Genomic DNA, 26177 nt, shown 5'->3' on the forward strand with positions numbered 1-26177 from the left:
CGAAGAATCCCCCATGGACCTGCACGAACTCACCGCGCGCCTGCACGCCATCCGCGACCGCAACGACTGGCGCCAATTCCACAGCCCGAAGAACCTGGCCATGGCCGCCAGCGTCGAGATGGCCGAACTGGTGGAGATCTTCCAGTGGCTGACGGAAGACCAGTCGCGCACGCTGTCGGCCGAGCAGCTCGAACACGCTGGCCAGGAAGTTGGCGACATCGTCCTTTATCTGCTGCTGTTCTGCGGGGAAACCGGCCTCGACCTGGAACAGGTGGTGCGCGCCAAGCTGGCCGACTGCGAACGGCGCTTCCTGCCATGAGCGACCGCCATTTCGACGAACTGGCGACGCGCTTCGCCGAAAAGATCTATGGCGGCGCCAAGGGTGCGATCCGCCTCGCGGTACTCCAGGCCGACCTCGCCGAGGCCCTCCCGGAGCGACCTCTGCGGGTCCTCGACATCGGCGCCGGGCTCGGCCACATGTCGCTCTGGCTGGCCGCTCGCGGCCACCGCGTAACCCTCGCCGAGCCAGCGCAACCCATGCTCGACGGCGCCCGCCAGCGCTTCGCCGAAGCCGGGCAGGCCGCCGAATTCATCCAGGCGCCCTGGCAGGAACTGCTCGGCCAGCTCACCGAGCCCTACGACCTGGTGCTCTGCCACGCCGTGCTCGAGTGGCTGGCCGAACCCCATGCGATCCTGCCGGTGCTGCACCAACTCTGCGCACCCGGCGGCTGGCTGTCGCTGGCCTTCTACAATCGCGACGCGCTGATCTACCGCAACCTGCTCAAGGGCCACTTCCGCAAGCTGCGCAAGCAACGCTTCGCTGGCGAGGGGCAGAGCCTGACCCCGCAGCGCCCGCTCGACCCGCGCGAGCTGGAACAGGCGCTGGCAGCGCGTTGGCGCATCGAGGCGCGCAGCGGCGTGCGGGTGTTCCACGACTACATGCCGAGCGAGTTCCAGGCCAAGGCCGAACGGCTCGACCTGGTGGAAATGGAACTGGCCTACCGCCGCCACCCGGCCTTTGCCGGGCTTGGCCGCTACCTGCACTGGCTGTGCCGCCCGCAATGAAAGGCGCAGAATGCAGTCTGAGCCTGCAAGGGCCGCCGACGTAGCGCGGCCACGGAGCGTCGAGCATGCAATCGCGACTGTTGATCCTGCCGTTACTCGCCAGCCTGGCCGCCCTCGGTGCCTGCCAGGGCGACAATCCCTACCGCGCCAGCTCTCTGCCCTACCCGCCGCAGCCGGCCGCCGCGGCCAATCCCGGCCTCGATCCCGGGGCCTATCCGGCGGCGCCGCGCGACTACGCCCGCTACCGTAGCTGGAGCTGGGCCGCCGCCGGGGTCAGCGGCTTTCCCCAGGGCCTGGACGACAACCAGTTGCGCGACGCCGTCAGCCAGCAGCTCGACCAGCGCGGCCTGCGCCCGGCGCGGCCGGGCAGCGCGGCCGACCTGCAGGTCAGCGCGTTCCTGCGCAACGAACTGCGCACCCGCCAGGTCACCGACTACTACGGCGGCTACTACGGCAACTACGGCGGCTGGCGCGATCCCTGGTACGGCTATGGCGCCAGCTACCCGGTGACCCGCAGCTACACCGTGCAGGTCACCGTGGTCCGCGTCGAGCTGAACGACGCCCGCAGCGGCCAGCCGGTGTGGGGCAACAGCGCCGAGTTCGACTCCGGCGACTCCGCCAGCGAACAGGCCAAGGCCCTGCGCGAAGCGGTGAAACGGGCGCTGTCGAGCTACCCGCCGGGCTGATCGGCGAGCACCCGGCGGCGGATCGCCTCCATCTTCCTGGGCGAGTTGCTCATCACCGCGTCGGCGCCCAGGGCGCGCGCGGTGCGGTAGTCCTCGGCGGTCTCGATGCCGAACATCACCACCTTCACCGGCTCGCGGCGCACGCAGTCCATCGCTTTGCGCGTCCACAACTGCGCCGCCGGCACCTTGTAGGAAGACTCGCCAAGGGTGAAGCGCTCGGTCACCGTCAGTTCGCGGCGCAGCTCGATGCCCATCCAGGTGCCGCCGGCCGGCGGTGCCTCGCAGCGCTCGCCGAAGGCCAGGCCGACCAGGCGGTTGCGCGTCGCATCGCGGCTTTCGAACTGTCGCGCGCGGTCCGCGTAGCGCTGCGTCAGGTAGTCGTTGGCGGCCTTCTCGGTGGAATAGAAACGCACCCGCGACCAGGCCTTCTGCCGCTCCAGCTCGCCGGCCACGGCATCGACCAGCGGCTCCACCGGCAGCGACTTCATGTCGAGGAACACCGGCACCTGCGGCGGGATCGCCCGCAGCGCCTGGCGCAGCGTAGGAATCCGCAGCGGCTTCTGGCGGTAGGGATAGCTGCCGTCCTCGGCCTTGAACATATAGCCGGCGTTCAAGCGCGCCAGCTCGGCCAGGCTCGACTGGCCGACCGCGCCGGCGCCCTGGGTCAGGACCGCCAGGTCAGCGGGGCGATAGAGCACCGGATGGCCATCGGCGCTCAACTGCACCGACAACCATAGCGCGTCGGCGCCGTTGTCCAGCGCCTTGCGGATCGCCAGCAGGGTGTTCTCCGGGTAGTCCGCGGTGCCGGCGCGATGGGCCACCAGCAGCGGGCCCGGGCCATCCGCCGGTACCACCGAGCGTGCCTCGACGCAGCCGGTCAGCGACAGGCCCAGCAGCAGGATCGCAATACTTCGATTCATTTCATTCTCCCGTCGCGCCCTATAGGGCGGGTGCTCGCCAACGTTACTTGTGGAGACGCTTCAAACCCGCGTTTCCTCTTGCCTTTCATCCGGCGCTGAGCTTGGATGTGAACTCTGACTGGAGAAAAACCATGATCCGCCGAATCCTGCTGCTCGGCCTGCTCCTCAGCCTCGCAGCCTGCGAAACCACCCAGCTCGACCGCGACTTCGACAGCTCCCGCGACTTCGCCGCCTACCGTAGCTGGAGCTGGTCGCAACCCGCCTTCGAATACCGCCCCGACGACCCACGCATCAAGAGCGACCTCACCGAGCAACGCATCCGCGAAGCCGTCGCCCAGCAGCTCGACCAGCGCGGCCTGCGTCCGGCCCAGGGCAACGCCAGGGGCGACGTCACGGTGCGCGCCTACCTGATCGTCGACGATCGCCAGGACCAGATCACCACCAACTACGGCGGCGGTTACTGGGGCGGCTACTGGGGAGGATACTGGGGCGGCCCGGCGATGGCCGAGACGCGCACCGTGAATTACAAGGTTGCCACCCTCCAGGTCGACCTGTTCGACGGCAAGGACGGCAAGCTGGTCTGGCGCGGCAGCGGCGAGCAGATCATGCGCACCAGCCCGCCGAGCCCGGCCGAGCGCGAGCAGGCGATCCGCGAGACGGTGCAGAAAGTCATGTCGCAATACCCGCCGCGCTGACATGCAGCTCAGCCACCGCCCGGCGGAGACCGGTGACCTGGAGACGGTCGCCGGCTTCCCCCAGGACCGCGACGAACTCTTCTATTGCTACCCCAAGGCGATCTGGCCGTTCAGCGTCGCCCAGCTGGCCGCCGCCATCGCCGAACGCCGCGGCAGCACCGTGGCCGTGCACGACGGACAGGTGCTCGGCTTCGCCAACTTCTACCAGTGGCAGCACGGCGACTTCTGCGCCCTCGGCAACATGATGGTGGCGCCCGCCGCGCGCGGTCTGGGCGTGGCCCGCTACCTGATCGGGGTCATGGAAAACCTCGCCCGCGAACAGTACAAAGCGCGCCTGATGAAGATTTCCTGCTTCAACGCCAACGCCGCCGGGCTGCTGCTCTATACCCAGCTCGGCTACCAGCCGCGCGCCATCGCCGAACGCCACGATCCGGACGGCCGGCGCGTGGCGCTGATCCAGATGGACAAGCCCCTTGAACCCTGACACCCACGCCCAGCGCGTCCTCATCATCGTCTCCAGCGGCCCGAGCACCCCGGCCCGCTGCGCCGCGCCCTTCCACACCGCCACCCTGCTGGCCTGCATGGACGCCGAGGTGACCCTGTTCCTCAGCGGCGAAGGCGTGCAGTTGGCCCGCCGCGCCGTCGCCGACCAGTTGCGCGCGCTGGACGGCGGCGAGCCGCTGCGCCACTTCATCCGCCAGGCCCGCGAGGCCGGCGCGCGCCTGCTGATGTGCCGCCAACCCGGGGTGAACATCGACGAAAGCGAACTGATCGAGGAACTCGACGAAATCTCCAGCGGCGGCGAACTGGCACGGCTGATCCTCGAATCCGAGCGGGTGCTGACCCTATGAGCGCGAACCTGCACGGCCTGGAGTTCCCCGACGGGCTGTTCTACGCCCCGGACTACAACCTGTGGTTGCGCGAGGAAGTCGACGGCAGCCTGACCCTGGGCCTGAGCGCCTACGGCTGCGCGCTGTATGGCGAAATCTTCGCCTTCACCCCCAAGCGCGACGGCTGGCACATCGAACGCGACCGCAGCTTCGGCGTGGTCGAGTTCGCCAAGGCTGCCTCCTCGGCCCGCAGCCCGTTGGCCGGGACCCTGCTGGCGAGCAACCCGGCGGTGGTCAAGCGCCCGGCGCTGATCAACCGGGATTGCTACGGCGAGGGCTGGATGGTACGGCTGCAACCGGACGACTGGGCCTCGGCGCGGAGCGCGTTTCTCCAGGGAGACGCGGCGCGGGAGGCATTCGCCGAGCGCATGCGCCTGGATGGGTTCGATCCGCAGCATCCAGGGGTGCAGGCACTGGACTTCTGAGACTCCCGGGTTTTACCCGCACCCCGCTCGCGGAAGGCGGATAACGCCGCTGGCGTTATTCGCCCTACCCCAGCTCTCCATCGCCGCCAATCTCCCGCATATCCCCGGAGTCCGCCATGTCCTCACCCCAACCGCCCCGCTTCGACGGCCAACGCTGGAGCTACGCCGACGACGACCGCATCGAGGTGCTGCCTGCCGACCCCGCCTGGCCACAACACTTCGCCGCCGAAGCCGAGGCCATCCGCACGGCGCTGGCGCTGCCCGGGCTGGGCATCGAGCATGTCGGCAGCACCGCGGTGCCCGGGCTCGACGCCAAGCCGATCATCGACATCCTCCTGCTGCCGCCGCCCGGCCACGATCCGCAGCGGCTGGTAGCCCCGCTGGAGGGCCTCGGCTACCAGTTCTGGCGCGAGAACCCGAACACCCAGCGGATGTTCTTCGTCAAAGGCATGCCGCCCTTCGGCCATGGCCGCACCCACCATGTCCATGTCATGCCCCTGGCCCAGGCCGACCGCTACCTGCTGTTCCGCGACTGGCTGCGCAACCACCCCGACGACGCCCGCCTCTACGCCGAAACCAAGCACGCCCTGGCCCGCCGCTACCCCACCGACCGCGAGGCCTATACCCGTGGCAAGGACGAGGTCGTCGCAAGGATTCTCGGCCGGGCGCTGGCGGCGACGCGGCACCCAATGATACAGAGTGGCCTGGTAAGGGGAGAACGCGAAATGCACGCCAGGGAACTGCGTGAAACGCTGGTCGCCGGCGCGGAATCGACGCCAGGCGGCCCCGCCGATACAGCCTATTTCGAGTCGCTGCGCAGCCGGGTAAGCAAGCCCCAGGACTGAGGCGGATAGCGTGCTTCGCTCACTACTGCGACTGTGCGAGCGCGGCTTCCACCAACCTCTCGATCACCTCCCCCACCCTCCCCGGCTCGCCAACCTCCACCCAGCGCAAATGCGCGAACCGCGGATCCTCGCGCAGGCCGGTGTATTTGCGGCGGTTGCCTGCGAAGGTGGTCCATGACCAGAGCAGGATCGAATCCCTGGAGCAGAACGCCATCCGCAGCGATTCACGGTTGCCGTGGGACAGGCGGGTGCGCAGCAGGCCCCGGGCCAGGGTGCGGCGAAGGACCCGGGAGAACACCGTCCAGCGGCCGAAATTCAGCCATACCACGTGGGTGGCGCGGCCCCAGAGCAACTCGCGGACGGCGCTGTAGTTGCCGTCGGCGACCCAGCGCGGCGCCGTCGTCGCCCGCTCCACGGCGTGCTCGAAGCGTTCGTGGGGCACGGCTTGCCAGCCGGGGCCCCAGTAGAGTCGGTCGAGTTCGACATGCGTACAACCCAGCCTGGCGGCCAGCGCGGCGGAGAAGGTCGTCTTCCCGGCCCCGCTGGTGCCGACCACCACCACACGCAGCGGCGCGCCTCGCTCGGCCTCGACGCAGGTCATGCCTTGACCGCGACCAGCGTGTAGCACATCGGGATCGCCAGCGGTCCGTCCTCGTAGAGGTCGTAGAGTTCCTCGCGGTTCGAGTGCGGGTACTCCTTGAAGTGACTCAGGCGCAGGCCGGCGCCGAGCAACCCGCCGAGGATGTCGCCGAGCGGGTGGACGTACCAGTAGCTGGCGATGCCGGTATCGCTGCCGCTGCCTTCGTAGACGATGGCCTCCCGGGATACGTGGGGCGTGTCGGTGAAGTAGTCGTTGCGCAGTTCGAACGGTCGCTCCGACTCGGGTTCGAGCATCTCCAGGAACGGGTGGGTCTCATAGATCGCCAATTGCCCGCCCGGCTTCAGCAGACCGCTCACCGAGGCGAAGAAGCGCGCGATGTCGGGCATCCAGTTGAGCACACCGATGGTGATCAGCAGCAGGTCGAACTGACCGTTCAGCTCGACCGGCAGCTCGTAGGCATTGGCTTCGACGAAACGCGGCTGATGCGGCGAGCGCTCGGCCAGTTGCCGCGCCTGGGCGAGGAAGGCGGCGGACTGGTCGATCCCCACCGCCCGCGCGACGCCGAAGGCGTACAGCGAAAGCACTTCCCGGCCGTTGTTGCAGCCGACCTGGACCGCCGCCTTGCCGGCCAGGTCCAGATTGCGCAGCACGCCAGCCAGGGTCTCGTCCAGGCAACTGAAGCCGGTTTCCTGTACCGCCAGCGACAATTCCTGCCAGCCGCTGCCACGCAGGTGACTGTCGGCGGACGCGTCCCAGGCGCGTCGGTTGCTTTCCACCGCGTGTTCAAGATCCGTCATGCGAAAACCTCAGAAGTGTTCCCAGGAAGGCCAGCCGAGTCGCGAACCCGCAGCCCACTCAATCGCGGAATTGCAGCCCGATATGGGCTCGGCAGTCGCGTCGTTCCAGGCTGCCTTCCTGGAAAGCGCCGCAGGCGCGGTTTCTCAGAGGCAGCGTCTGTTCCACCACGGTCACCCGCACCTCGTTCGCCGGTTGGCGCTGCTCGGCGGGTCGCGGCGCCTGACGCCGGCCGTTCAGGTTGTCGGCCCCGCCTGGCGGGATGCGCCGGCGCGTCGCGGCGATCCGCCTGCATGCTCAATAGAGACCGGTGGCGCTGCCCCGCTCGAACAGCGGCACCTGGTTGGCCAGGATCATGTTGTAGCTGAGCATGAACGGCACCCCGCCGCCGCTTTCGGCGATCTGGCCTACCCAGCCGATGGGGTTGTTGAACAGCGATTCGTCGGGGCTGAGCACGCCGACGGCGGCGCTGTCCGGGTCGCCGTCCCAGGTCACGTCGCCCCAGTGCCAGCCGAGGCCACGCACGTACTGCGCGCCGATCAGCGCGCCGAGGGCGAAGACCGCCTCGTCGTCGAGGCTGCGCCCCTGCTCCCTCGCATCGCGCACGTAGTCGGTGACGGCGGCGACGATCTGCGCCGGCGTCTCGTCCGCGGCGACGCCAAGCAAGGCGAGCCCCTGTGCCTGCAGCTCCGCCAGTTGCTGTTGCAGGTCCGTTGAAAGCGGATTGATCTCGGCCATCCCTGTTCTCCCGAGGCAAGCGTGCGCACCCGTCCGTCGGGCGCGCCATGAAGCGCGTTATCTTACGGCTTCGCGGCGACGAAAGCGCCCTCCCCAGCCAAACGTAGCGCAGCCGCTAATCGCCTCTTCCCGGAAATGCTGCCTTCGGCTCTACTGGCGAATTTGTGCCATCCATACCCGAGACAGCCCCATGACGCTGATCGCCGCCGCCCAGAGCTGCGCCCACCCCGCCGACCTGCCACGCAACCTCGACGACCACCTGCGCCTGATGCGTATCGCCCAGGCACGGGGCGTGCGCCTGCTGGTGTTTCCCGAACTGTCGCTCACCGGCTACGAACCCAGCGCTGCCGCCGCCCTCGCCCAGCCGGCGGACACGCCCCTGCTGCAACCGCTGCGCCAGCTCGCCGAGCAGGCACGGATGACCACGGTGGTCGGCCTGCCGCTGCGCTCGCCGAAGCATGCCAAGCCGCTGATCGCCGCCCTGATCCTCGGCGCCGACGGCAGCCTCGGCGTCTATGCCAAGCAGCACCTGCACGCGGGCGAGGAACGCCACTTCTCAGCCGGCGACGGCGGCCCCCTGCTGGAGATCGACGGCCTGCCGATGGCGTTGGCGGTCTGCGCCGACTTCAGCCAACCCAGCCACCCGGCCCACGCCGCCCGTGCCGGCGCTCGCCTCTACATCGCCAGCGCGCTGATCGGAGAAAACGGCTACCCGGCCGACTCGGCCCTACTGGCCGGTTATGCCCGCGAGCACGGAATGGGCGTGCTGCTGGCCAACCATGGCGGGCCGACGGGTGGCTGGAAGGCGGCGGGCAGGAGTGCGTTTTGGAATGAGCGGGGAGCGCTGGTCAGGGAGACGACGGGGACGGGTGAGACGCTGCTTCTGCTGGAACGGACCGAGATAGACGCTTGATCCTGTGAGACACGATGGCCGCCGAAAGCGAGCGGAGAATTGGCGGAAGGCAGTGGGAGTCGAACCCTATTTTTAGGGTGGCCTTATTTGGCCAATGCTGGACAATTACTGATAAATCAATGGCTTGCGATCAGGAGAAGTCGCCTTCATTGGTTATTGTTGGTCAGTGGTTTCGACACTTTTTCGACAGTCCATGCCGTGGCATTTGTCTTGAGAACCCCATCAAAAGCTATTTAATTATTTTCTCTGGAGATATAACATCTCGATAGACCTTGTGAAGAGTTCTAAGATACTCCTTTCCAATCCCCGTTAATTCATACTTTACTTTTATATGAAATGATCCCCCAACCCCATTTGGTGACTTATCTCTCTCCGCCGATATATTCCTTTTAAGAACCCTATGATTTGTCAGTACGTCGCCAAGACTGTCAATAAAGAGATTTTCGTTCTCATAACCATGCATAAATGTATGAATATCAATCAGTGAAACATTATTGGTTATTCGAGCTTGGTGCTCAAAAACCTCAACACTTACTTCTCCATTTATTACTCTGGCGAAAGCGCCACCTAGAATGCTAGCTTTCTGCTCTGAGTCTGCTCTTGATAGGTTTTCGATAGCCTCCTCTGTAAACCGCTCTTTTTCTTTAGGTTCTAGTTTTGCGTAAAACCTACCTACTAGTTCCGGCGTAACCTCTTTCCTAGCTTCTTCCAAAAAAGAGCTTACTTTTTTTGCAAAACGCTTTTCTCTTGCACTACTAATAGCCTTAACAACACCAAGAATTGTTGATACCGCAGGTATCGACTTTAAAGTTTCGTCACTAATGAAAGCATCCAGTATAATTTCTGAGTATTCACTAACAGGAAGCTCGCCAATTTTTTCTATCAGATTATTGTCTGCATCCTTCTTACTCATAACTATCTCCTCAAATTTTGTGCAAGCTAAATTACTTACCACAAAAATCCTTTAGTCCCTTTGTACTTATCGAGTTCGGATTAACTCTATGCCTTTCAATCCAGAATTGGCACTCCTCGCTATATAGGCGCTCTTGTCGCCTCGTCACTTCCTGCCTGTCGTCCTTTTCACAGTCTCTTCTTATAGAGTTCCCAACCCCGTTCTCTCCGCTGCTATTTCTGAATGCGTAGCATAGAGCGGAGTTTGAAAACTTGATTAGCCAGTCATCACTGGCTTCATTTGCAAAAGCTGAGAAAGAAAGTAGAGCTAGAAATAATAAAAAGCATCCTTTCATTTATCTTTTCCTGTCTTTCGGGCATACCAACGCCTAGCCACTTCCTGTGTGATCGCTATCCCGCGCTTTGACTGGTCAAGTTTCGATTGGCTTCATCGTAGCTCGGACTTGTCTGTCCGCACTCGGGGGCAATCTGTCCGCTAGCGATCCAAAGGGCGTACTGAGGGAAGGCCCGCACAAGTACGTCAATTTCGTCAGTGCTTACTCGTACAGCGCCTTTGCTGACATTCAGCCACCGGCTGTGATCCGTATTGCTCAGTTGACTGAGCTTTTTAGGGCCGATCTGCTTAATCAATAGCCTTGCTCTATCTGCTGAGCTTTCCATATAGAAATTATTCACACGAAGCAGCGAGGGTAACTATTGACTCGACCAAAGGCCAGGTCAATAATTGCCTTCAGGGTAATTATTGACTTAATGGGCATAGCCCAACAAAGACCAACATAGTGCAGCAAAGGCCATGGAAGTGGAAGAAATCAAGGCTCAAGACCTTCGCGCGGCGCCCCCGGTGTTGCCGTGGCGGGACTTCGCGAACTGGATTGGCATGGGGGAAGACCACGAAACCGTCCGTGGATGGATTCGTAAGGGCTATCTCCCCGCGCACAAGATCGGCAAGCACGTGATGGTCAATGTTGCGCTCTTCACCCATCAACTGATGGAAAAGGAGGAGTTCTGATGGACACCTTCCAATTCTGCTTCGCGGGCATCGTCGGCAGTGTTTCCGGCAGGGTCGTGACCTGGGGCGGCCTGACTGTCGATATCGACCAGATCGAGAATGCTTGGCTCCGTCAGGCGATTGAAGACTATCGCTGTGGTCGTAGGGGGCAGAAATGAGCCATGGCCGCCAGTCCCTACTACCTACGCCAGACCCACGCCCCGGACTGCGCCTGCTCTGTGTGCTGGTCCGCAAGGCAGGCCATCCCATTGCACAGCCCGTCGCCGTGTCCGGACTGCCGGCCCCCTGGGCTGCCTTATCTGGAAGATGGCCGCTGGCTCTGCCGTCCCCGTTCCTTCTGCGCGAAACACGATCCGTCCCGGCGTCCGCCGAAGTACTGGCACGTTGTGTACGACAGCGGGAAACCTACGCCCTTCGTGCCCGTGCGCGAAGCATTCCAACTGGAGGGCTGACCCATGCTCGCTGACACCCTGAAAGCGCTGCTCCTGCTCTGCCTGATCCAGGCCGCCCGCACCGTGGCCGATCCGGTCAAGGGCCGCGCTCCCGGCTCGTCGGAACAGCCTCACCGTTCCGGCGAACGGAAGCACGGGCGGAGCGCACCCTTGAACGTCTCCCCCCTGAAACAGCCTCCGCTGGGGAGTGTGGGGCAGCTTCTCCGCCCCGCGCTCCCGAGCCCTCGGCGGCAAGAGCGGGATGACAAGGGCAGAGCCCTTGGTGTTAACGGACTTGAAAGTTATTCATTTCGGCGAAAATCGAAATGCTCGTTACTGCACTTTGTTGCTCAATAAGTTCAGTAGCTTGATATTTCCTCAGAAACGATTTTAGGCGCTTTATCTGTGTTGATATAGCTCCACTAGAACTCACTGAAACTCGGTAAAAAAGGCTCTTCTTTTCCTAAGCAATCACTTCCGCTGAATCACCGGCACATGAGCCGAATTGCAGCAGCGGGCTAACTCACGCCGAAAAAGGCGAATTGAAGGAGAAACACCGATGAACATGTTTGCAACCCAAGGCGGCGTCGTCGAACTGTGGGTCACCAAGACCGACACCTATACCTCGACCAAGACCGGGGAAATCTACGCCTCGGTCCAGTCCATCGCCCCGATCCCGGAAGGTGCCCGTGGCAACGCCAAGGGCTTCGAGATCAGCGAATACAACATCGAGCCGACCCTGCTGGACGCCATCGTCTTCGAAGGCCAGCCGGTGCTCTGCAAGTTCGCCAGCGTGGTCCGCCCGACCCAAGACCGTTTCGGCCGGATCACCAATACCCAGGTCCTCGTGGATCTGCTGGCCGTGGGCGGCAAGCCGATGGCGCCGACCGCCCAAGCCCCGGCCCGCCCGCAAGCACAGGCCCAAGCCCCGCGCCCGGCCCAGCAGCCGCAGGGCCAGGACAAACAAGACAAGTCCCCGGACGCCAAGGCGTAAGCCGTAGGAGGCCGCGATGCTCCGCTATCTCTCGCTGTTCGCGGTAGGTCTGGCCACCGGCTACGCCTGGGGCTGGATCGACGGCCTAGCGGCCTCCCTGGCTGTTTGAGGACTGCACGAATGGAAGGCTCTGTATCGGTTCAAGTGTGCAAGACCTGGGTCCAGAACGCGGACGGCACGGTCGGCTGTACGCACCTTGAGTGGATACAGACCTACCTGCTGCCGCCTGAGGCAGAGGGCTATTTGACTCTGCTGATGGGTGGTTTCGACCCGTCGGCCTTCCGCCTCGGCTTCGCCGGGACCATCGGGCTGTTCGCCGTTGGTTTGGGGGCTGGCTTGATCATTTCCGCCATGCGCAAAGCGCGCAATTAATGAGGTTCCAATCATGGAAAAAATGAAAACCCTGTTCCGCAACGCTTCCATCGCCACCGTCGGCCTGGCCGTGGCCAACGTCTCCTTCGCCGACTCGCTGATCGACGAAACCACCAAGGAAGTGCTGACCCAAGCCGGCACCGACGGCTCGTCCGTGGCCAAGCTGGTGATCGCCGCCGTGGCGGTGCTGGTCGGCCTCGCCCTGGTCATCGGCGCGATGCGCAAGGCCTGACGTGATCTGGTCCCTGATGCTGGGCGCATTCATGGCGTCCGCGCTGCTGACGGGATTGAAAATCGGCCAGTATCAGTGACAGGAGGAGGGGCCGAAAGGCCCCTTTTTTATGCCTCGGTTCATATTGTTGATTATCACGTTGTTATTTGGTTCGGCAGCTCATGCCGAATATTATTACTGGTACATGGGTTATTTTAATAAGAAAGTTTCATCCCCTTCGGCTGGCTGTGATCTTTATTTCAGCAGTTTTTCCAAGGACCCTGGTCGGGTTTTTGTTATGGAACCTTCGTCAAATCCAAGTGAGGCGGGCAAGGTTTTCTATTGTGTGGTTCGTTCTGGTGATTGGATTCTTTTTAATACGGATGTTTATTTGAAAGGTGATAGGTGTCCTGAGGGAACTGAGCTTGATCTCAGTGCCGGCGAATGCCGGGAGAATAAGTGCAAGATTCTGGCTGGCTCGCTCTATGAAAAAGGCGGCCACCAAGCACCGATTTCCCGCTTCATCAATTACCTCGGTTGTGAGATCGCCGTCAGTTCGATTGATGGTTGTATCGGCCCCGCTGAGGGCGAAGCGGGTGGAACCTTCTGCCGGGTCATCGGCTCGTTCACCGGTAACTGGTTCACCTCCAAGGGCTCCTGTGCTTTCGGCTGCGACGTGGGCCCGGGCGACGGTCCGCCTCCGGGTGGGGACGGCGGCACCGGGGGCGACGGTGGTAGCAACCCGCCCGGCGGCGACGGTGGAAGCGATGGCGGCACCAAGCCCGGTAACGGCGGTGGCGATGACGGCTCCAGTGGTGGCGGCGGCGGTGGGGGCGGTGGCGGTAACAACCCCTGTCAGGGCCATGTTGGCAGTGACTGCGGCACCACGCCCGGCGGTGACGGCAGTAGCGGCGGCGATGGCGACGGGTCCGGCTCCAGCGGCGGGACCGGTGGCGATGGCGGCGACGGCTCCGGCGGGGGAGGCCTGAAAGAGCCGAAGCAAGGCTCCTTCGACAAGACCATCAAGGAATACGACGACGCCATCGCCAAGGCGCAAAAGGACTTCCAGGAACTGCAAGGCAAGTTCGAAAGCGTCCTCGCTTCCAAGTTCGATATTCACCTGGGCACCGGCGGCGGCTCCCTACCGTGTTGGGACTTTACCGCCCTCGGCCAGCGCTACGACGTCTGCCTCACCCAGTACGCCCAAGAACTCTCCGTCATCCGCTACGTGGTGCTGTTCATCGCCGCGATCCTGGCCGGATGGATCGTTTTCTATCGCTCCTGAGGAAACGCCATGGACATTCCCTTTCTCTCCGACATTCTCGCCTGGATGCAATCCCTCTGGGACTTCCTCTACAGCGGCGTCTATGACTTCGTCACCGACGCCTTTGTCCTGCTGACCAAGATGGCCATCAAGGGCTGGTTCGAGATGCAATTGTTCGTCGCGGAAATCGGCTACAAGGCGTTCCGCGAAGTCGTCGGCGGCATCGGTATCGGCTCGACCATCACGTCCTATTACTCGTCCCTGGACGGCGACCTGCGCTCGCTGCTGGCGTTCTTCGGCCTGCCGGACGCGGTGAACATGATCTTCGCCGCCATCGGCACGCGCTTCTCCATGTCCTTCATCCCTTTCATAGGTAAGTGACATGGCGATCAAGATTCATCACGGCCCGAACGGCTCCTACAAGACCTCCGGCGCGATCCAAGATGACCTGATCCCCGCGATCAAGAAAGGCCGCGTCATCATCACCAACGTGCGCGGCCTGACCCGCGAACGGATCTTCCAGGTGATGCCGGAGACGCCCTCCAGTTGCGACGTCATCAACCTCGACCTCGAGGACCTGGATGACATGGAAAAGATGCGCACCTGGTTCATGTGGGCGCCGCGTGGCGCGTTCATCATCTTCGACGAAACCCAACTGATCTTTCTGAAGTCCTGGCGCGAAGCCGACCTCAAGCGCTTCGACTTCCCGGACGGCCCGGAAGCGGCCAAGGCAGCCGGGCGGCCCATGGGCTGGCTGGATGCCTGGACCCGGCACCGGCATTTCAACTGGGACATCATCCTCACCACGCCGAACATCGCCTATATCCGTGACGACATCCGCATGACGGCGGAAAAGGCCTATCTGCACTCCAACCTCGCCGTCATCGGCATTCGGGGCCGCTACAAGGAAAGCCAGCACTCGGCACAGGACAACAAACCGCCGGCCCGCGACGTGATCGTCGAGATCAAGAAAATCCGCCAGGAGACCTTCGCCCTCTATGAATCGACAGCCACCGGCTCCGTCACCGACACCATCGCCGGCAAGAGCCTTTTTAGACAACCTAAGATTCTTCTATTCATGGCAATTCCGGCCCTTGCTATTGGGTCTGTGGTTTATGACGGCGGACCTCGTCTGCTCATGGGCGACCCTGTATCGCCGCCTGCTGCTGGAACTGCTGCGCCTGCTCAAGCCGGTCCTGCTGTGGGTGCTGCGCGTGCTACTGGTGCGGCTGGTCCTGATGCTGCTGATGATGTACCTGGGCACCCAGGCGTTCCGGGCGCTGCTCCTGTAGGCCATCCCTTCGCCGGCCGCGACTTCATCGTCAAGGCAACCCTGCTGTCCGCCTCCGGGCGCCGCACCTATCTGTTCGCCGTCCGGGGCCAGGACGGCAGCGAATTCACTCTCACCGATCGCGACCTGACCGACACCGGCTATGCCGTGGTGCCGCGGGGCAACTGCGCCGCGGAACTGAGCTTCAAGGGCGGTTGGTCCGGCTATGCCGCCTGCGCCGGGCGTAGCGCCTTGGGCAATGCGCCGCCGGCTCAGGCCGCCGCGCCGAACGTGCCGCCCGCCGCCGCGAACAGCGCCGCCGTGCGGGTGACGGTGGTTCCTGACACCAGCCGCTTGCCGCGCTCGATCAACTGAGGGGGAGCCGATGAACTGGACAAGCTATTTCGCCGCCCTGGGGCTGGCGTTCCTGGCCTATCTGGCGGGCTTTTTCTTCGCGGTGGCGGTGACGCCGACGGGGCCGGTATGGCCGCTGTAGCCGGCCTGGCCGGGGCGCGCGCGAACGGCTCGTCTCGGAGTGAGCAAGCGCCACGGCGGGGCCGGCCGACGCCCCTGTAACACGTCAGATAAACGCCCTGTGTTTTGGACATTAATGGACATTGTTGGGTAAGCCCATGAAGAAAGTGAAACCGATTCATCAAAACCGCCTCCTGTTGCAACCCGACGGGCAGTTGCTGGATTCCCCCAAGGGACGGCTCTTCGTTGATTCCATAACGGGGGCGTTCACCGACCTGTCAGGCGTGCGCATCCTGCGGTGCGGCGTGGACACGGTGCGACAGTTGTACAACGGCAAGTTGCGCCCGGAAGTGATGGCGCTGTTTGACCTCTCGGTGGATGTGGTCGAGTTCGCCGGCTACGAGTGGTCCAAGGGGCGGATCGGTCGCGACTCCGGGTATCAGTACCGCCTGCAGAACGCTGAAATGGGTCTGATCCTGCTGATCAAGAACCACAACATCAAGGTCGATACCCTCGGCTCGCACCTCAAGATCGAGGTATCGCCTCACGCCCTCGATGGCGCCGATCCGCGCATCCTCCAGGGCGTGCTGGATGACTTGGCCGCTGCCGTGCTGAGTCACTGCGAAACCAACCAAGCCGCTGTGCATATCGCCCTGGACGTACAGGGCTGGAAACCGCCTCGCGATCTGGTGGATCGCATGCATTGCCGCTCGCGTCGGGTACGCCAGATCAGCGGGATCGAGCGGATCGAATTCGACGGCAACGCCTCGGTCTACGGACGTGGCGAGACGTACATGTTCGGCTCGGCTAACGGCCTGCAACTGTCGATCTATAACAAGACCCTCCAGGCTCGGGCCACCGACAAGCTCGACTATTGGGAAAGTGTGTGGGCGACCCTGAACGGCGATCCGTTCGGCGATGGCGACCCAGCCTATAACCCCCTGGAGACGGTCTGGCGCATCGAATTCCGCTTCCATCACTCGGTGGTGCAACAGTTCTCCGAAGGCTCGCGGATGGCCTCCGGGGAGGTTATGGGCTGTCGCACCTATGAGGGGCTTTGCCCGCATCTGCAAGGGCTGTGGGGCTACGCCTGTGAAAGCTTCAAGCTGCTGAGCCGGACGGCGGTCTACGATCCGTTCTGGAGCCTGATCAGCCAGGACGCCCGTGTACAGGTCGAGTGCGATCCGCTGATCGAGCGCGCTGAGTACCGGCGCTATTACAAGACCGCCAAGGGCTTTAGCGGGCGCAACTGCGAGATGTTCCTCGGCCAGTTCGTGAGCCTGATTGCGCGGGAGCGGATTCCCGCAAAAAAAGCGATTGAGTCCGCCCGCAAATTGGAGTTCTGGCACGTTATCGAAGACCACTATCTCGCCAAGGGTTGGACTCGTCGCGATCTGGAAAGGCACATACACAAGCTGATGTGTGATCGGTATCTACGGCGGGGATACGCGATCTGATGGCGATCACCAAGCTTGAGGATGGCCGCTGGCTGGCCGACGTTGAACCGATCAAGGGCAAGCGTTTTAGGAAGCGTTTCAAGACCAAGGGCGAAGCCCAGCGGTTCGAAGCCACCGTGCGGCAAAGGACCATTGAAAACCCGGCCTGGACACCAAGGCCGAAGGATCGTCGACGCCTGTCTGAGTTGGTGACCCGTTGGACGTTACTCCACGGCCACGCCCTGACGGACGCTGACCGTCGTTCCCTGGTGCTGCGCAAGATGGCGGAACGCATGGGCGACCCCATAGGCTCGGTGGTAACCGGGAACATCTTCACCGAGTATCGGGCCAGACGCCTTGCGTCAGGCATCAGCGGCAAGACCTTGAACAACGAACTGGGCTACCTGCGGTCGCTGTTCAACGAACTGCACCAGTTGGGTGAAATCGACTATCCAGACCCGCTGGCCAAGGTGAAGGCGATCAAGCTGCAAGATCGTGAGTTGACCTACCTGACCCGCCAGCAGATAGAAACGCTGTTCCGTGCCCTCCGGGAACATTGCAAGACGCCTCATGTGGAACCCGTCGCCCTGGTCTGTCTGGCTACCGGTTGCCGCTGGGGTGAAGCTCAAGGGCTGACCCTGGATCGGGTCCGGGATGGAGCGGTGCAGTTCGTTAACACGAAGTCAAAGCGTCGCCGCTCGGTCCCGATACCTCCAGAACTGGAACAACGCCTGCACTCGCACCTGCGCCGCTACGGCAAGTTCTCCAACTGCCGCGACAGCTTCGACTTCGCCGTGAAGATGTCCGGCGTCGCCCTCCCCCGTGGGCAGAAATCGCACGTGCTCCGCCACACGTTCGCCTCGCACTTCATGATGAACGGCGGCAATATCCTGACCCTGCAAAAGATTCTCGGGCACTCGTCGCTGACCATGACCATGCGATATGCACACCTCGCCCCGGACTTCCTGCAAGACGTGATCAGACTCGGCCCGCTGAAAGACTTTCGACACTTCTTCGACACGACGGATTTTTCGACACCGGCGGAAACGCTGGAAGCCTAGAGCAGCAAGGGCTGTGGAAGGGGGATATGGCGGAAGGCAGTGGGAGTCGAACCCACCCAGGAACGGCTGCCGTCCCCCACCGGATTTGAAGTCCGGCCACGCCACCGGGCGTGATTGCCTTCCTCTTTGATTTGCAAGAGGTTTTCCTCGAGACGGGAGCTTATCAGGCCGGGGTCCGAAGAAGAAATGCCGGATGTCATGGAAAGTCGTTCGCATGGCCGGGCGAGCAGAGCGTAGCCCAGCCTCGGAGCACTTCACAGGCGTTTCAGGCAATGGCAGTAGACGAAGTGCTGGACCCGGCCGGCGGGAGTGACGTGGTGTTCGTCGCGGTGCTCGGTGAGCTGGAAGGCGGAGCCGAACTCGGCGTGCAGTTCGTCGGCGTCGTAGCGCATGACTGGCAGGCCGCTGCATTCGGTCGGGCCGTCGGCGGCGAAGGTGGCGACGATCACGTGGCCGCCGTGGCGGACCGCCTTCATCACCTGGCGCACGTAGGCGCGGCGGGCTTCGGCAGTGGTAAGGAAGTGGAACACGGCGCGGTCGTGCCAGACATCGTAGGTGGCTTCCGGCAGGTCGACGCCGGTAATGTCGCCGGCGATCCAGCGCACCTCTTCTTCGCCGCGCGCGCCGAGGCGGTTGCGGGCGACACGCAGGGCGGCGTCGGAAAGGTCGAGCACCGTCAGGTCGCCGAAGCCTTCGGCGAGCAGGCCGTCGACCAGGGTCGAGGCGCCGCCGCCGACATCGATGATCGCCGCCTCGCGGGGCGCGCCGATGCGTCGGATCAGGTCGAGGGACAGCGTGGCCTCGGCCTGGAACCAGCTCACCGCGTCGGACGGCTTGCTCTCGTATACCCGTTGCCAGTGCTCTCGTTCGGACATGACGACCTTCTCCGTGTTGCGCTGCGACCCATTACCCACCAAGGGCGTTAACGGCACATTAACGCCATAGGCGGTGTTGCGACAGGGCCGCTCCTCAACCGTAGGCACCGCGCAGCGACATCACGCCGCGCCTTCGCGCCGCCTGGCGGATCAGCAGTTCGCCCACGGCCAGGGCCAGCGCCACGCCGCCGACGATCTTGCCGGCGTAGGCCCAGTCCATCGGCGCGCCGGGGGTGACGACGAACAGGCAGATGCCGGCCAGCACATGCAGCGCGACGAACAGCGCCCAGAGACTGGCCAGGCGGTCGCCCAGCGGCATCCGGTAGGGCCGTGGACGCGGGTCGGCGCGGCGCAGGCGGACGAAGGCCAGGCACATCAGCACATAGGGCATCATGAAAACCATGGCGAAGATCGACAGCAGGGTCCAGAACAGTTCCTCGGCAGTGTGCGCCACCAGGCCGTAGAGCAGCAGCAGGACGATGCTCACCGCCGAGGCCAGCACCGCCGAGCCGATCGGCGTGCCGTGGCGCGAATGGACCACGCCGAACAGCGCCGGCAGCTCGCCGGCCTTGGCCGCTTCCACCGCGGCACGGTTGGTGCCCATGCTCCAGGTGACCATGTTGGTGAAGAGGGTGAACAGGACGAAGGCGCCGACCAGGTCGGCGAGCATCCCGCCGGCGCCGTCGTGGCCGTAGATGTTGTAGAGGGTATGGGCGAAGATCCGGGTGACGTCGGTTTCCTCGGCCGGTACCGCGGCCAGCACGCCGAGGGTGCCGAAGATGTTGAAGGCGCCGACGATCAGCCCGGAGATCAGCACCGCGCGCGGGATGTCGCGGCGCGCGTTGCGCATCTCCGCGGCGCTGCAACAGGCCAGCTCGGTCCCCATGATGCCATAGACCATCACTCCCAGCGCGGCCATCTGGCCCGGCGAGGACGGGACGATGGAGTCCAGGCTGAAGTCGTTGGCGAAGCCATGGTTCCAGCCGAAGTGCAGGCCGCCGACGCCCAGGGCGAGCACCGCGAGCAGCTTGAGCAGCGCGCCGAGGTTCGGCAGCCACTTGCCCAGGCGCAGCGCGACCACGTTGAACGCCGCGGTGAGCAGCGCCAGGGCTATGCCGATGGCGATCTTGCCCCAGAGGCTCAGCTCGGGGAAATAGAAGGCGCCGAGCATGCTGCCGAACAGGGTGTAGACCGAAGGCATCCACAGTGCGTTGTTGACCCAGTACATCCATGACACCCGGGCCCCCCAGCGGAAGCCGAAGGCGCTGCGCACCCAGTGGTAGACGCCGCCGTTGGCGGGGAAGGCGGTGCCCAGCTCGGAGGTCATCATGGCCATCGGCAGGAACAGCAGGACCAGCACGTAGAGCCACCAGAACAGGCTCGACGGACCGAGGGAGGAAGCCAGGGCGATCTGGTCCATGAAGAGCATCGCCGAGACCGTGTAGAGCACCACATCGCGCAACCGCAGGACCTTGTTCTTGTTGTCGTCCATTGGGGTTCTCCTGAATGTTCGGGTGGGGCGCCGGCGGCGCCCCGGCGCTTACCGGTGACCGGCGCGGACAAGATCCTCCACGGTTTCCTCGATGCTCTCGCGCAGCACCCGGACCACGGTATCGACCTGTTCGCGGGTGAGGATCAGCGGCGGCGACATCACGTTCAGGTGGACGATCGGACGAACCAGCAGGCCGCGCTTCTGCGCCCGCAGGTGGACCCACTCGCCGATGTTCAGGCTTTCCGGAAACAGCGCCTTGCTCGCCTTGTCGGCGACGAACTCGACACAGGCCATGAAGCGCATCCCGCGCACGTCGCCGACGATGGGCAGGTCGCGGAGGCTTTGCAGGCGCTCCTCGAAGTAGCGGCCGACCTCGTCGGCGTGGGCGAGCAAGCCCTCGCGCTCGATGATCTCGATGTTCTTCAGCGCCGCCGCGCAGGCCACCGGGTGGCCGGAGTAGGTGAAACCATGGCTGAAGCAGCGGCCCTTGTCCGGCTCGGCGATCACCTCCCAGATGCGCCGGGAGAAGATGCACGCGCCCAGCGGCTGGTAGCCGGAGGTGAGGCCCTTGGCGGTGAGGATGATGTCCGGCTGTACGCCGAACACCGCCTGGCTGGCGAAGAAGTGGCCGAGGCGGCCGAAGGAGGTCACCACTTCGTCGGAGATGTACAGCACGTCGTAGCGCTGGCACAGCTCCCACATCCGCCGGTGGTAGCCCGCGGGCGGGACGATCACGCCGCCGGAGCCGAACACCGGCTCGGAGATGAACGCCCCCACCCGGTCGGCGCCCAGTTCGAGGATCTTGCGTTCGAACTCCGCCACCAGGCCATCGAGGAACTCGGCCTCGCCCACTCCTTCCGGAGCGCGGTAGTAGTAGGGACAGGCAAGGTGGTGGATGCGCTCGTCGAGGAAGTCGAACTCGGCCGGCCGGTCGGCGCTCTTGCCGCCCAGCGACATGCCGAGGAAGGTCGAGCCGTGGTAGGCGTTGATCCGCGTGATGACGTGCTTCTTGGCGCGCTTGCCGCGGCAGTTCTGGTAGTAGTGCATGAGGCGGATCGCGGTGTCCACGGCGGTGGAACCGCCGGTGGTGAGGAACACGTGGTCGAGGTCGCCGGGGGCCAGCTCGGCGAGCTTGCGGCAGAGTTCGATGGCGCGCGGGTTGGCCATGTCGCAGAAGGGATTGGAATAGGCCAGCAGGCGGGTCTGCTCGGCCACGGTGCGAGCCATTTCCTCGCGCCCCAGGCCGATGTTGGTGCACCACATGCCGCCCACCGCATCGAGGTAGCGGTTGCCGGCGGTGTCGTAGATATAGGCGCCGTCGCCGGCGGCGATGTTCAGCGAGCCGTTGACGCGGTGGTCGTCGAACACGTGGTAGCCGTGCATGTAGTGGGCCTGGTCGGCACGGACCAGGTCGGCGTCGCCGAGGGGGGACGTGGCGTGCATTCTTGCGTTCATCGGGCTGTCGCTCTTCTCGGATGGATGCTCCGAGGGTGCAAGAGCACCGCGCGGCGGGCCATACCCCATTTTGGGGTAAGCGCTGGGTGCGGCCGACGCGGCTTGCTATCCTGCGGCGACAACGACAAGAACGAGCCGTACCGTCCATGCAGGCCATCGCCCCGAACGCGCTCGACCGCTGGCACGAACACCTGGCGCTGGCGATCCGGCGCCTGCGCCAACCCGACTTCCTCGCCGCGCTGGTCGACGCCATCCACCAACTGGTGCCGATCGAGTCGAGCATGATCAGCCTGGAACGCAAGGGCCACGCGCCCACCCTGCTCTACGAGCGCGGCATCGCCGAGCGCTTCCGCGAGGCGATCATCCGCCGCTACTTCTCCCGCGGCTACCTGCTCGACCCTTTCTGCCTGGCGGTGGAGGAAGGCCTTCCGGAAGGCTTCTACACCCTCGGCGAGATCGCCCCCGACGACTTCTTCCAGAGCGCCTACTACCAGACCTACTACCTCGGCGCCGGAGCGGTGGAGGACGTCTACTACATCCTCGACCTCGGCCCTACCGAGAAGCTCTCGATCTGTCTCTACAACGGCCTTTCGGCGAGCCGCTACAGCGACGCCCAGGTCGCCGCCCTCGCCGGCCTGGCGCCGCCGGTGCTGGAGCTGGCCCGGCAGTTCTGCGCCGGGCGCGCCGACCTCTCGCCGAACCCGCAGGCCGACCTCGCCCCGCGCCTTCAGGAAGTGCTGCGCGGCTTCGGTCGCGACGTGCTCACCGACCGCGAACGCGAGGCCTGCCACCTGCTGCTCAGCGGCCACTCGGCGAAATCCAGCGCGCGGCTGATGGACATCTCCCCGGAGACCGTGCGCATGCACCGGAAGAATCTCTACACCAAGCTGGAAGTCGGCTCGCAGTCGGAACTGTTCGCGCTGTTCATCGAGTGCCTGAGCCAGGGGCAGCGCGTCGGCCCCTGAGACTCAGGGCGAGACGCCGCCGAGCAACTGTTCGGCCAGCGCCGAGCCCTCGCGCAGGCGACGGTCGTTGCCGATGCGGCGGGTCAGGCCGATGCGGTCGAAGTGCTCGAGGATCTGGATGCTGCGCTTGCGGCCGATGCCCAGGCGGTCGCGGAATTCCGCCGGGCGGATCAGCCCGGCGGGGTCGCGCACCTGCACGGCGATCTCGGCCAATTGACGCAGGGTGGCTTCCGGGTAGAACAGGTCGCGCACCACCTGCTGCAACTGGCCCAGGCGTGCCAGCTTGCGCAGCAGGTTGCGCATGACGGCTTCATCCTGGCGCAGCTCGCGGGCCAGGTCGCGGACCCAGGGCGGGTCGTAGCGGCCGGCTTCGAGCAGCGGCCAGAGGCGCGCGCGCAGTTGCTCCTCGCTATCGCTCAGGCGCACTTCGTGGCCGGGCAGGTGCAGCCAGGGCCCGCTGCTGTGCACATCACCGCCGGCCAGGGCGGCGTCGAGCAGGGCGATGAACACCGGCCGCTCCAGCTGCGGCAGGGCGTAGCGACGCAGGCGGTCGCGGTCGGGACCGAGTTCGTCCGGTAGCTCTTCGTGGAAGCGCCGCAGGCCGGCGAGCAGTTGCTCGACCAGGGCGAACCAGCGCTCCCCGGCGAACAACCGGGGGCCGAGGCGGGTCTGCACCTCGACCACCTCTTCCGGCAGCCGCCAGTGCTCGCGCGGGCGGTTGAAGGATTGCACCAGGCGTTGCGGGTCGAGGCCGTTCTCGGCCGCGCCGAGCAAGGTCGGCAGCGCCTCCTCCAGGCTTTCCTGGCGCAGCGCCTGAAGCTGTGCCAGACGTGCCGGCGTTCGTCGGTTGCGCGCCGGCGCGGCGCCGTCGAGCACCCGCCCGCCGCCAAGGGTGCGCTGCGCCGACTGGTCGCGCAGCACCAGGCGGTCGCCATGCAGGGCCTGGATCGGCGCGTTCAGCACCAGTTGGGCGAAGGCGCGGTGGCCAGGCTCCAGTTGTTCGCCTTCGAGCAGGGCCAGGCGCCCGGTGACGTCCTGGGTGCCCAGGTGCAGGTGCACCGGGGTCCAGTGGGTGAAGTCGCGGAGTTCGTCGGGCAACAGGCGGAAGTCGATGTCGACCCGCGTGGTCGGCGCGTGCAGCGCGGCCTGCAGCAGCCAGTCGCCGCGCTGGATCTGTTCCAGCGCGAGGCGCTCGCCGGCGATGTTCAGGGCCACGCGCTGGCCGGCCCAGGCCTGTTGCGCGGGCCGGTTCTGCGCGTGCAGGCCGCGCACCCGCACCGGCCGTCCGGCGTTGCCGAGGAGCAGTTCGTCGCCCACCGCGACCTGTCCGGAGAAGGCCGTACCGGTGACCACGATGCCGCTGCCGGCGACGCTGAAGGCCCGGTCCACCGCCAGGCGGAAGTATCCCTCGCGGCTACGCTCGCGGACTTCGCCGGCGAGCCCGCCGAGTGCTTCGCGCAACGCCTCGACGCCCTCCCCGGTGCTGCTGGAGAGCGGGAAGATCGGCGAGCGCGCCAGCGGGCCGGAGGCCAGCAGGTGTTCGACCTGGGTCCGCACCTGCTGCACCCGCTGCGGCTCGACCCGGTCGATCTTGGTCAGCGCCACCAGCGCCCGGCGGATACCGAGCAGTTCGACGATCGCCAGGTGCTCGCGGGTCTGCGGCATCAGGCCGTCGTCGGCGGCCACCACCAGCAGCACGCAATCGATGCCGCTGGCGCCGGCCAGCATGTTGTGGACGAAGCGCTCGTGGCCGGGCACGTCGATGAAGCCGGTGGGGCTGCCGTCGCCAAGGTCGGCGTAGAGATAGCCCAGGTCGATGGTGATCCCGCGTTGGCGCTCGGCCGGGCGGCGGTCGCCCTCGATGCCGGTGAGGGCGCGCAGCAGCGAGGTCTTGCCGTGGTCGATGTGCCCGGCGGTGCCGACGATCACGACAGCTCGCTCCGCAGTCGCGGCAACTGGGCGAGGAACGCCGGCTCGTCGTCGAGCTGGCGCAGATCGAGCCAGAGGGCGTCGTCGTCGAGCCGACCGATCACCGGCAGCGGCAGCCCGCGCAGGGCTTCCTCGAGGTTGCGCAGGGCGCGTCCGCGCAGGCGCCTGGGCTGCCGCGGACGCAGGCACAGCGCGGCGCTGGCCAGCCGCGCCACCGGCTGCGCGCCGCTGCCGATCATGCCCAGGGCGTCGACCACAGCGACCTCCCAGCCCTCGCCGAGCGCCTCGCCCAGCGCCGGCGCCAGACGCTCGGCCTGGGCGCGGATCTCCGCCGCCGGGCGGCTGAGCAGGCGCAGGGTGGTCAGGCGTTCGGCGAGGCGGTCCGGATCGCGGTACAGGCCGAGCACCGCCTCGAGGGCGGCGAGGGTCAGCTTGTCGACGCGCAGGGCGCGCTTGAGCGGGTTCTTCTTGATCCGCCCGATCAGTTCTCGGTTGCCGAGGATCAGCCCGGCCTGGGGCCCGCCGAGCAATTTGTCGCCGCTGAAGGTAACGATGTCGGCGCCGTCGGCCAGGGCTTCCTGCACCGTCGGTTCCTTGGGCAAGCCCCAGCGGGTCAGGTCCACCAGGGTGCCGCTGCCGAGGTCTTCCAGCAGCGGCAGGCCGTGGCCATGGGCGATGGCCGCCAGTTGCGCGGTGGGCACGCTGGCGGTGAAGCCCTGGACGCTGTAGTTGCTGGTGTGCACGCGCATCAGCAGGCCGCTGCGCGGGCCGATGGCGGCTTCGTAGTCCCTGGCGTGGGTGCGGTTGGTGGTGCCCACCTCATGCAAGCGCACGCCGGCGCGGGCCATGATGTCGGGAATGCGGAAGGCGCCGCCGATCTCGATCAGCTCGCCGCGCGAGATGATCCCTTCCTTGCGCGCCCCCAGGCTGTTCAGCGCCAGCAGCACCGCCGCCGCGTTGTTGTTGACCACGGTGACCGCCTCGGCGCCGGTGAGTTCGCGGATCAGCCCGGCGATCAGGTCGTCGCGGTCGCCGCGTTTGCCGCTGGCCAGGTCGAACTCCAGGTTCAGCGGGTAGCGCGCGGCCAGGGTGATCGCCTCGATGGCTTCGTCCGGCAACAGGGCGCGGCCGAGGTTGGTATGCAACACCGTGCCGGTCAGGTTGAACACCCGCCGCACGCGGCTGGCATGCTGCGCGGCGAGGCGTTCGCCGGCGCGCCCGGCGAGCACCGCCTCGCTCAGTTCGATCTCGGCGAGGGCACCGTGTCGGGCCGGCTCGCGCAGTTCGTCGAGCAGGTCGCGGAGGGTCGCCAGCAACGCCTCGCGGCCATAGCGCTGGTGCAGAGGAGCGGCCGCCGCGCTGCGCAGCAGGCGGTCGACCGAAGGCAAGCGAACGGAACTCATGGAGAAACCTTATCCACAGGGTAGGGTCACCGACACGCCCATCATAGACGC

The 26177-nt window shown here is 65.1% G+C and carries 31 protein-coding genes and 1 tRNA gene; 21 read left to right on the top strand and 11 right to left on the bottom strand.

All coding sequences use genetic code 11. The features are described from left to right. Nucleotides 1–13 precede the first annotated feature (13 nt). The 3 genes from AT700_RS24925 (at nt 14) to AT700_RS24935 (ending at nt 1751) form a co-directional block, all read left to right on the top strand. Complete coding sequence (locus AT700_RS24925) at nt 14–319, top strand: nucleotide pyrophosphohydrolase (RefSeq protein ID WP_003102255.1); 306 nt, start codon at nt 14–16, stop codon at nt 317–319. Continuing rightward, a complete protein-coding gene (locus AT700_RS24930; RefSeq protein WP_003116082.1) occupies nt 316–1065 on the top strand; it encodes a methyltransferase domain-containing protein in 750 nt (249 codons plus the stop codon). Before AT700_RS24925 ends, AT700_RS24930 begins: the two co-directional genes overlap by 4 nt. Nucleotides 1066–1130: 65 nt before the next feature. Then, nucleotides 1131–1751 carry a DUF4136 domain-containing protein gene (locus AT700_RS24935; RefSeq protein ID WP_019726931.1) on the top strand — a complete coding sequence of 207 codons (621 nt, stop codon included), beginning with the start codon at nt 1131–1133 and terminating at the stop codon, nt 1749–1751. Here AT700_RS24935 and AT700_RS24940 read toward each other — a convergent pair. After that, nucleotides 1736–2671: a glycerophosphodiester phosphodiesterase family protein gene (locus AT700_RS24940; protein ID WP_003102260.1), complete on the bottom strand. Its 936-nt coding sequence runs from the start codon at nt 2669–2671 to the stop codon at nt 1736–1738. The two genes, AT700_RS24935 and AT700_RS24940, sit on opposite strands and share 16 nt — an antisense overlap. A gap of 131 nt (nt 2672–2802) precedes the next feature. On the opposite strand from AT700_RS24940, the gene AT700_RS24945 reads away from it, so the two are divergent. The 5 genes from AT700_RS24945 (at nt 2803) to AT700_RS24965 (ending at nt 5526) form a co-directional block, all read left to right on the top strand. Continuing rightward, on the top strand, nt 2803–3366 hold the full coding sequence (locus AT700_RS24945; RefSeq protein WP_003095282.1) for a DUF4136 domain-containing protein: 564 nt from the start codon (nt 2803–2805) through the stop codon (nt 3364–3366). Nucleotide 3367: 1 nt separating this feature from the next. Further along, entirely contained in the window at nt 3368–3850 is a 483-nt protein-coding gene (locus AT700_RS24950; protein ID WP_003111411.1) for a GNAT family N-acetyltransferase, read from the top strand. Then, on the top strand, nt 3840–4217 hold the full coding sequence (locus AT700_RS24955) for a DsrE family protein (RefSeq protein ID WP_003095286.1): 378 nt from the start codon (nt 3840–3842) through the stop codon (nt 4215–4217). The genes AT700_RS24950 and AT700_RS24955 overlap by 11 nt, the downstream gene beginning before the upstream one ends. Next, nucleotides 4214–4681: a glycine cleavage system protein H gene (locus AT700_RS24960; protein WP_003102267.1), complete on the top strand. Its 468-nt coding sequence runs from the start codon at nt 4214–4216 to the stop codon at nt 4679–4681. Before AT700_RS24955 ends, AT700_RS24960 begins: the two co-directional genes overlap by 4 nt. Before the next feature lie 116 nt (nt 4682–4797). Beyond that, nucleotides 4798–5526, top strand: a complete 729-nt coding sequence (locus AT700_RS24965; RefSeq protein ID WP_034071797.1) for a GrpB family protein — start codon at nt 4798–4800, stop codon at nt 5524–5526. Between the two features lie 22 nt (nt 5527–5548). Here the strand turns inward: AT700_RS24965 and AT700_RS24970 are convergent, their stop codons facing one another. The 3 genes from AT700_RS24970 to AT700_RS24980 all read right to left on the bottom strand — a co-directional run bounded on the left by AT700_RS24970 (nt 5549) and on the right by AT700_RS24980 (nt 7588). Then, nucleotides 5549–6154 (bottom strand): AAA family ATPase, encoded by a 606-nt coding sequence (locus AT700_RS24970; protein ID WP_196493974.1) that lies wholly within the window; start codon nt 6152–6154, stop codon nt 5549–5551. After that, on the bottom strand, nt 6124–6924 hold the full coding sequence (locus AT700_RS24975; protein WP_003457217.1) for a class I SAM-dependent methyltransferase: 801 nt from the start codon (nt 6922–6924) through the stop codon (nt 6124–6126). The genes AT700_RS24970 and AT700_RS24975 overlap by 31 nt, the downstream gene beginning before the upstream one ends. 295 nt (nt 6925–7219) lie before the next feature. Beyond that, on the bottom strand, nt 7220–7588 hold the full coding sequence (locus AT700_RS24980; protein WP_003114628.1) for a hypothetical protein: 369 nt from the start codon (nt 7586–7588) through the stop codon (nt 7220–7222). Nucleotides 7589–7850: 262 nt separating this feature from the next. Between AT700_RS24980 and AT700_RS24985 the strand changes: the two genes are divergently transcribed. Beyond that, a complete protein-coding gene (locus AT700_RS24985) occupies nt 7851–8573 on the top strand; it encodes a carbon-nitrogen hydrolase family protein (protein ID WP_003102286.1) in 723 nt (240 codons plus the stop codon). Between the two features lie 229 nt (nt 8574–8802). Here the strand turns inward: AT700_RS24985 and AT700_RS30190 are convergent, their stop codons facing one another. Then, entirely contained in the window at nt 8803–9486 is a 684-nt protein-coding gene (locus AT700_RS30190; protein ID WP_139373603.1) for a hypothetical protein, read from the bottom strand. A gap of 792 nt (nt 9487–10278) precedes the next feature. Here AT700_RS30190 and AT700_RS24990 point away from each other — a divergent pair. From AT700_RS24990 to AT700_RS25040, 11 genes are all read left to right on the top strand, one after another. Continuing rightward, a complete protein-coding gene (locus tag AT700_RS24990; protein WP_022581007.1) occupies nt 10279–10494 on the top strand; it encodes a DNA-binding protein in 216 nt (71 codons plus the stop codon). Further along, nucleotides 10494–10652 (top strand): hypothetical protein, encoded by a 159-nt coding sequence (locus tag AT700_RS30195; RefSeq protein ID WP_153962791.1) that lies wholly within the window; start codon nt 10494–10496, stop codon nt 10650–10652. The genes AT700_RS24990 and AT700_RS30195 overlap by 1 nt, the downstream gene beginning before the upstream one ends. A gap of 3 nt (nt 10653–10655) precedes the next feature. Next, the gene (pflM, locus tag AT700_RS24995; RefSeq protein ID WP_023088865.1) at nt 10656–10946 is read left to right on the top strand and encodes a lysogeny maintenance protein PflM; all 291 of its coding nucleotides are present in this window, start codon (nt 10656–10658) and stop codon (nt 10944–10946) included. A 538-nt stretch (nt 10947–11484) separates the two neighbouring features. Continuing rightward, nucleotides 11485–11919, top strand: a complete 435-nt coding sequence (locus tag AT700_RS25000) for a hypothetical protein (protein ID WP_003140508.1) — start codon at nt 11485–11487, stop codon at nt 11917–11919. A gap of 120 nt (nt 11920–12039) precedes the next feature. Further along, the gene (locus AT700_RS25010) at nt 12040–12291 is read left to right on the top strand and encodes a hypothetical protein (protein WP_003124954.1); all 252 of its coding nucleotides are present in this window, start codon (nt 12040–12042) and stop codon (nt 12289–12291) included. Nucleotides 12292–12304: 13 nt separating this feature from the next. After that, the gene (locus AT700_RS25015) at nt 12305–12523 is read left to right on the top strand and encodes a hypothetical protein (RefSeq protein WP_003124953.1); all 219 of its coding nucleotides are present in this window, start codon (nt 12305–12307) and stop codon (nt 12521–12523) included. A 127-nt stretch (nt 12524–12650) separates the two neighbouring features. Further along, nucleotides 12651–13787 carry a hypothetical protein gene (locus tag AT700_RS30515; protein WP_235438625.1) on the top strand — a complete coding sequence of 379 codons (1137 nt, stop codon included), beginning with the start codon at nt 12651–12653 and terminating at the stop codon, nt 13785–13787. Between the two features lie 9 nt (nt 13788–13796). Next, nucleotides 13797–14147 (top strand): DUF2523 family protein, encoded by a 351-nt coding sequence (locus tag AT700_RS25025; protein WP_003159569.1) that lies wholly within the window; start codon nt 13797–13799, stop codon nt 14145–14147. Nucleotide 14148: 1 nt separating this feature from the next. After that, on the top strand, nt 14149–15411 hold the full coding sequence (locus AT700_RS25030; RefSeq protein ID WP_048521700.1) for a zonular occludens toxin domain-containing protein: 1263 nt from the start codon (nt 14149–14151) through the stop codon (nt 15409–15411). 257 nt (nt 15412–15668) lie between these two features. Beyond that, nucleotides 15669–16967, top strand: a complete 1299-nt coding sequence (locus AT700_RS25035; RefSeq protein WP_048521701.1) for a hypothetical protein — start codon at nt 15669–15671, stop codon at nt 16965–16967. Then, nucleotides 16967–18007 carry a tyrosine-type recombinase/integrase gene (locus AT700_RS25040; protein ID WP_016264131.1) on the top strand — a complete coding sequence of 347 codons (1041 nt, stop codon included), beginning with the start codon at nt 16967–16969 and terminating at the stop codon, nt 18005–18007. The genes AT700_RS25035 and AT700_RS25040 overlap by 1 nt, the downstream gene beginning before the upstream one ends. Before the next feature lie 27 nt (nt 18008–18034). On the opposite strand, the gene AT700_RS25045 is transcribed toward AT700_RS25040, so the two are convergent. The 4 genes from AT700_RS25045 to AT700_RS25060 all read right to left on the bottom strand — a co-directional run bounded on the left by AT700_RS25045 (nt 18035) and on the right by AT700_RS25060 (nt 21829). Beyond that, nucleotides 18035–18130, bottom strand: a tRNA-Sec gene (locus tag AT700_RS25045). A gap of 131 nt (nt 18131–18261) precedes the next feature. After that, complete coding sequence (locus AT700_RS25050; RefSeq protein WP_033951319.1) at nt 18262–18882, bottom strand: class I SAM-dependent methyltransferase; 621 nt, start codon at nt 18880–18882, stop codon at nt 18262–18264. Nucleotides 18883–18976: 94 nt separating this feature from the next. Next, entirely contained in the window at nt 18977–20374 is a 1398-nt protein-coding gene (locus tag AT700_RS25055) for an APC family permease (protein ID WP_003102289.1), read from the bottom strand. Between the two features lie 48 nt (nt 20375–20422). Continuing rightward, the gene (locus AT700_RS25060; protein ID WP_016264130.1) at nt 20423–21829 is read right to left on the bottom strand and encodes an aminotransferase; all 1407 of its coding nucleotides are present in this window, start codon (nt 21827–21829) and stop codon (nt 20423–20425) included. 281 nt (nt 21830–22110) lie between these two features. Between AT700_RS25060 and AT700_RS25065 the strand changes: the two genes are divergently transcribed. Then, nucleotides 22111–22794, top strand: a complete 684-nt coding sequence (locus tag AT700_RS25065) for a helix-turn-helix transcriptional regulator (RefSeq protein WP_003123516.1) — start codon at nt 22111–22113, stop codon at nt 22792–22794. Between the two features lie 3 nt (nt 22795–22797). Here AT700_RS25065 and selB read toward each other — a convergent pair whose 3' ends face one another. Together selB and selA are read right to left on the bottom strand one after the other, a co-directional pair. Beyond that, the gene (gene selB / locus AT700_RS25070) at nt 22798–24723 is read right to left on the bottom strand and encodes a selenocysteine-specific translation elongation factor (protein ID WP_003102294.1); all 1926 of its coding nucleotides are present in this window, start codon (nt 24721–24723) and stop codon (nt 22798–22800) included. Further along, complete coding sequence (gene selA, locus AT700_RS25075; protein ID WP_004365409.1) at nt 24720–26126, bottom strand: L-seryl-tRNA(Sec) selenium transferase; 1407 nt, start codon at nt 26124–26126, stop codon at nt 24720–24722. The genes selB and selA overlap by 4 nt, the downstream gene beginning before the upstream one ends. Nucleotides 26127–26177 lie beyond the last annotated feature (51 nt).

Origin of the sequence: Pseudomonas aeruginosa, from assembly GCF_001457615.1 — a bacterium.
Classification (GTDB): domain Bacteria; phylum Pseudomonadota; class Gammaproteobacteria; order Pseudomonadales; family Pseudomonadaceae; genus Pseudomonas; species Pseudomonas aeruginosa.

Excerpts from the sequence above, each read along its gene's own strand:
- AT700_RS24925 (WP_003102255.1), top strand. The coding sequence starts at position 14 with ATGGACCTGCACGAACTCACCGCGCGCCTGCACGCCATCCGCGACCGC.
- AT700_RS24930 (WP_003116082.1), top strand. The coding sequence starts at position 316 with ATGAGCGACCGCCATTTCGACGAACTGGCGACGCGCTTCGCCGAAAAG.
- AT700_RS24935 (WP_019726931.1), top strand. The coding sequence starts at position 1,131 with ATGCAATCGCGACTGTTGATCCTGCCGTTACTCGCCAGCCTGGCCGCC.
- AT700_RS24940 (WP_003102260.1), bottom strand. The coding sequence starts at position 2,671 with ATGAATCGAAGTATTGCGATCCTGCTGCTGGGCCTGTCGCTGACCGGC.
- AT700_RS24945 (WP_003095282.1), top strand. The coding sequence starts at position 2,803 with ATGATCCGCCGAATCCTGCTGCTCGGCCTGCTCCTCAGCCTCGCAGCC.
- AT700_RS24950 (WP_003111411.1), top strand. The coding sequence starts at position 3,368 with ATGCAGCTCAGCCACCGCCCGGCGGAGACCGGTGACCTGGAGACGGTC.
- AT700_RS24960 (WP_003102267.1), top strand. The coding sequence starts at position 4,214 with ATGAGCGCGAACCTGCACGGCCTGGAGTTCCCCGACGGGCTGTTCTAC.
- AT700_RS24965 (WP_034071797.1), top strand. The coding sequence starts at position 4,798 with ATGTCCTCACCCCAACCGCCCCGCTTCGACGGCCAACGCTGGAGCTAC.
- AT700_RS24975 (WP_003457217.1), bottom strand. The coding sequence starts at position 6,924 with ATGACGGATCTTGAACACGCGGTGGAAAGCAACCGACGCGCCTGGGAC.
- AT700_RS24985 (WP_003102286.1), top strand. The coding sequence starts at position 7,851 with ATGACGCTGATCGCCGCCGCCCAGAGCTGCGCCCACCCCGCCGACCTG.
- AT700_RS30190 (WP_139373603.1), bottom strand. The coding sequence starts at position 9,486 with ATGAGTAAGAAGGATGCAGACAATAATCTGATAGAAAAAATTGGCGAG.
- AT700_RS24990 (WP_022581007.1), top strand. The coding sequence starts at position 10,279 with ATGGAAGTGGAAGAAATCAAGGCTCAAGACCTTCGCGCGGCGCCCCCG.
- AT700_RS30195 (WP_153962791.1), top strand. The coding sequence starts at position 10,494 with ATGGACACCTTCCAATTCTGCTTCGCGGGCATCGTCGGCAGTGTTTCC.
- pflM (WP_023088865.1), top strand. The coding sequence starts at position 10,656 with ATGGCCGCCAGTCCCTACTACCTACGCCAGACCCACGCCCCGGACTGC.
- AT700_RS25000 (WP_003140508.1), top strand. The coding sequence starts at position 11,485 with ATGAACATGTTTGCAACCCAAGGCGGCGTCGTCGAACTGTGGGTCACC.
- AT700_RS25010 (WP_003124954.1), top strand. The coding sequence starts at position 12,040 with ATGGAAGGCTCTGTATCGGTTCAAGTGTGCAAGACCTGGGTCCAGAAC.
- AT700_RS25015 (WP_003124953.1), top strand. The coding sequence starts at position 12,305 with ATGGAAAAAATGAAAACCCTGTTCCGCAACGCTTCCATCGCCACCGTC.
- AT700_RS25025 (WP_003159569.1), top strand. The coding sequence starts at position 13,797 with ATGGACATTCCCTTTCTCTCCGACATTCTCGCCTGGATGCAATCCCTC.
- AT700_RS25030 (WP_048521700.1), top strand. The coding sequence starts at position 14,149 with ATGGCGATCAAGATTCATCACGGCCCGAACGGCTCCTACAAGACCTCC.
- AT700_RS25035 (WP_048521701.1), top strand. The coding sequence starts at position 15,669 with ATGAAGAAAGTGAAACCGATTCATCAAAACCGCCTCCTGTTGCAACCC.
- AT700_RS25040 (WP_016264131.1), top strand. The coding sequence starts at position 16,967 with ATGGCGATCACCAAGCTTGAGGATGGCCGCTGGCTGGCCGACGTTGAA.
- AT700_RS25050 (WP_033951319.1), bottom strand. The coding sequence starts at position 18,882 with ATGTCCGAACGAGAGCACTGGCAACGGGTATACGAGAGCAAGCCGTCC.
- AT700_RS25055 (WP_003102289.1), bottom strand. The coding sequence starts at position 20,374 with ATGGACGACAACAAGAACAAGGTCCTGCGGTTGCGCGATGTGGTGCTC.
- AT700_RS25060 (WP_016264130.1), bottom strand. The coding sequence starts at position 21,829 with ATGAACGCAAGAATGCACGCCACGTCCCCCCTCGGCGACGCCGACCTG.
- AT700_RS25065 (WP_003123516.1), top strand. The coding sequence starts at position 22,111 with ATGATCAGCCTGGAACGCAAGGGCCACGCGCCCACCCTGCTCTACGAG.
- selA (WP_004365409.1), bottom strand. The coding sequence starts at position 26,126 with ATGAGTTCCGTTCGCTTGCCTTCGGTCGACCGCCTGCTGCGCAGCGCG.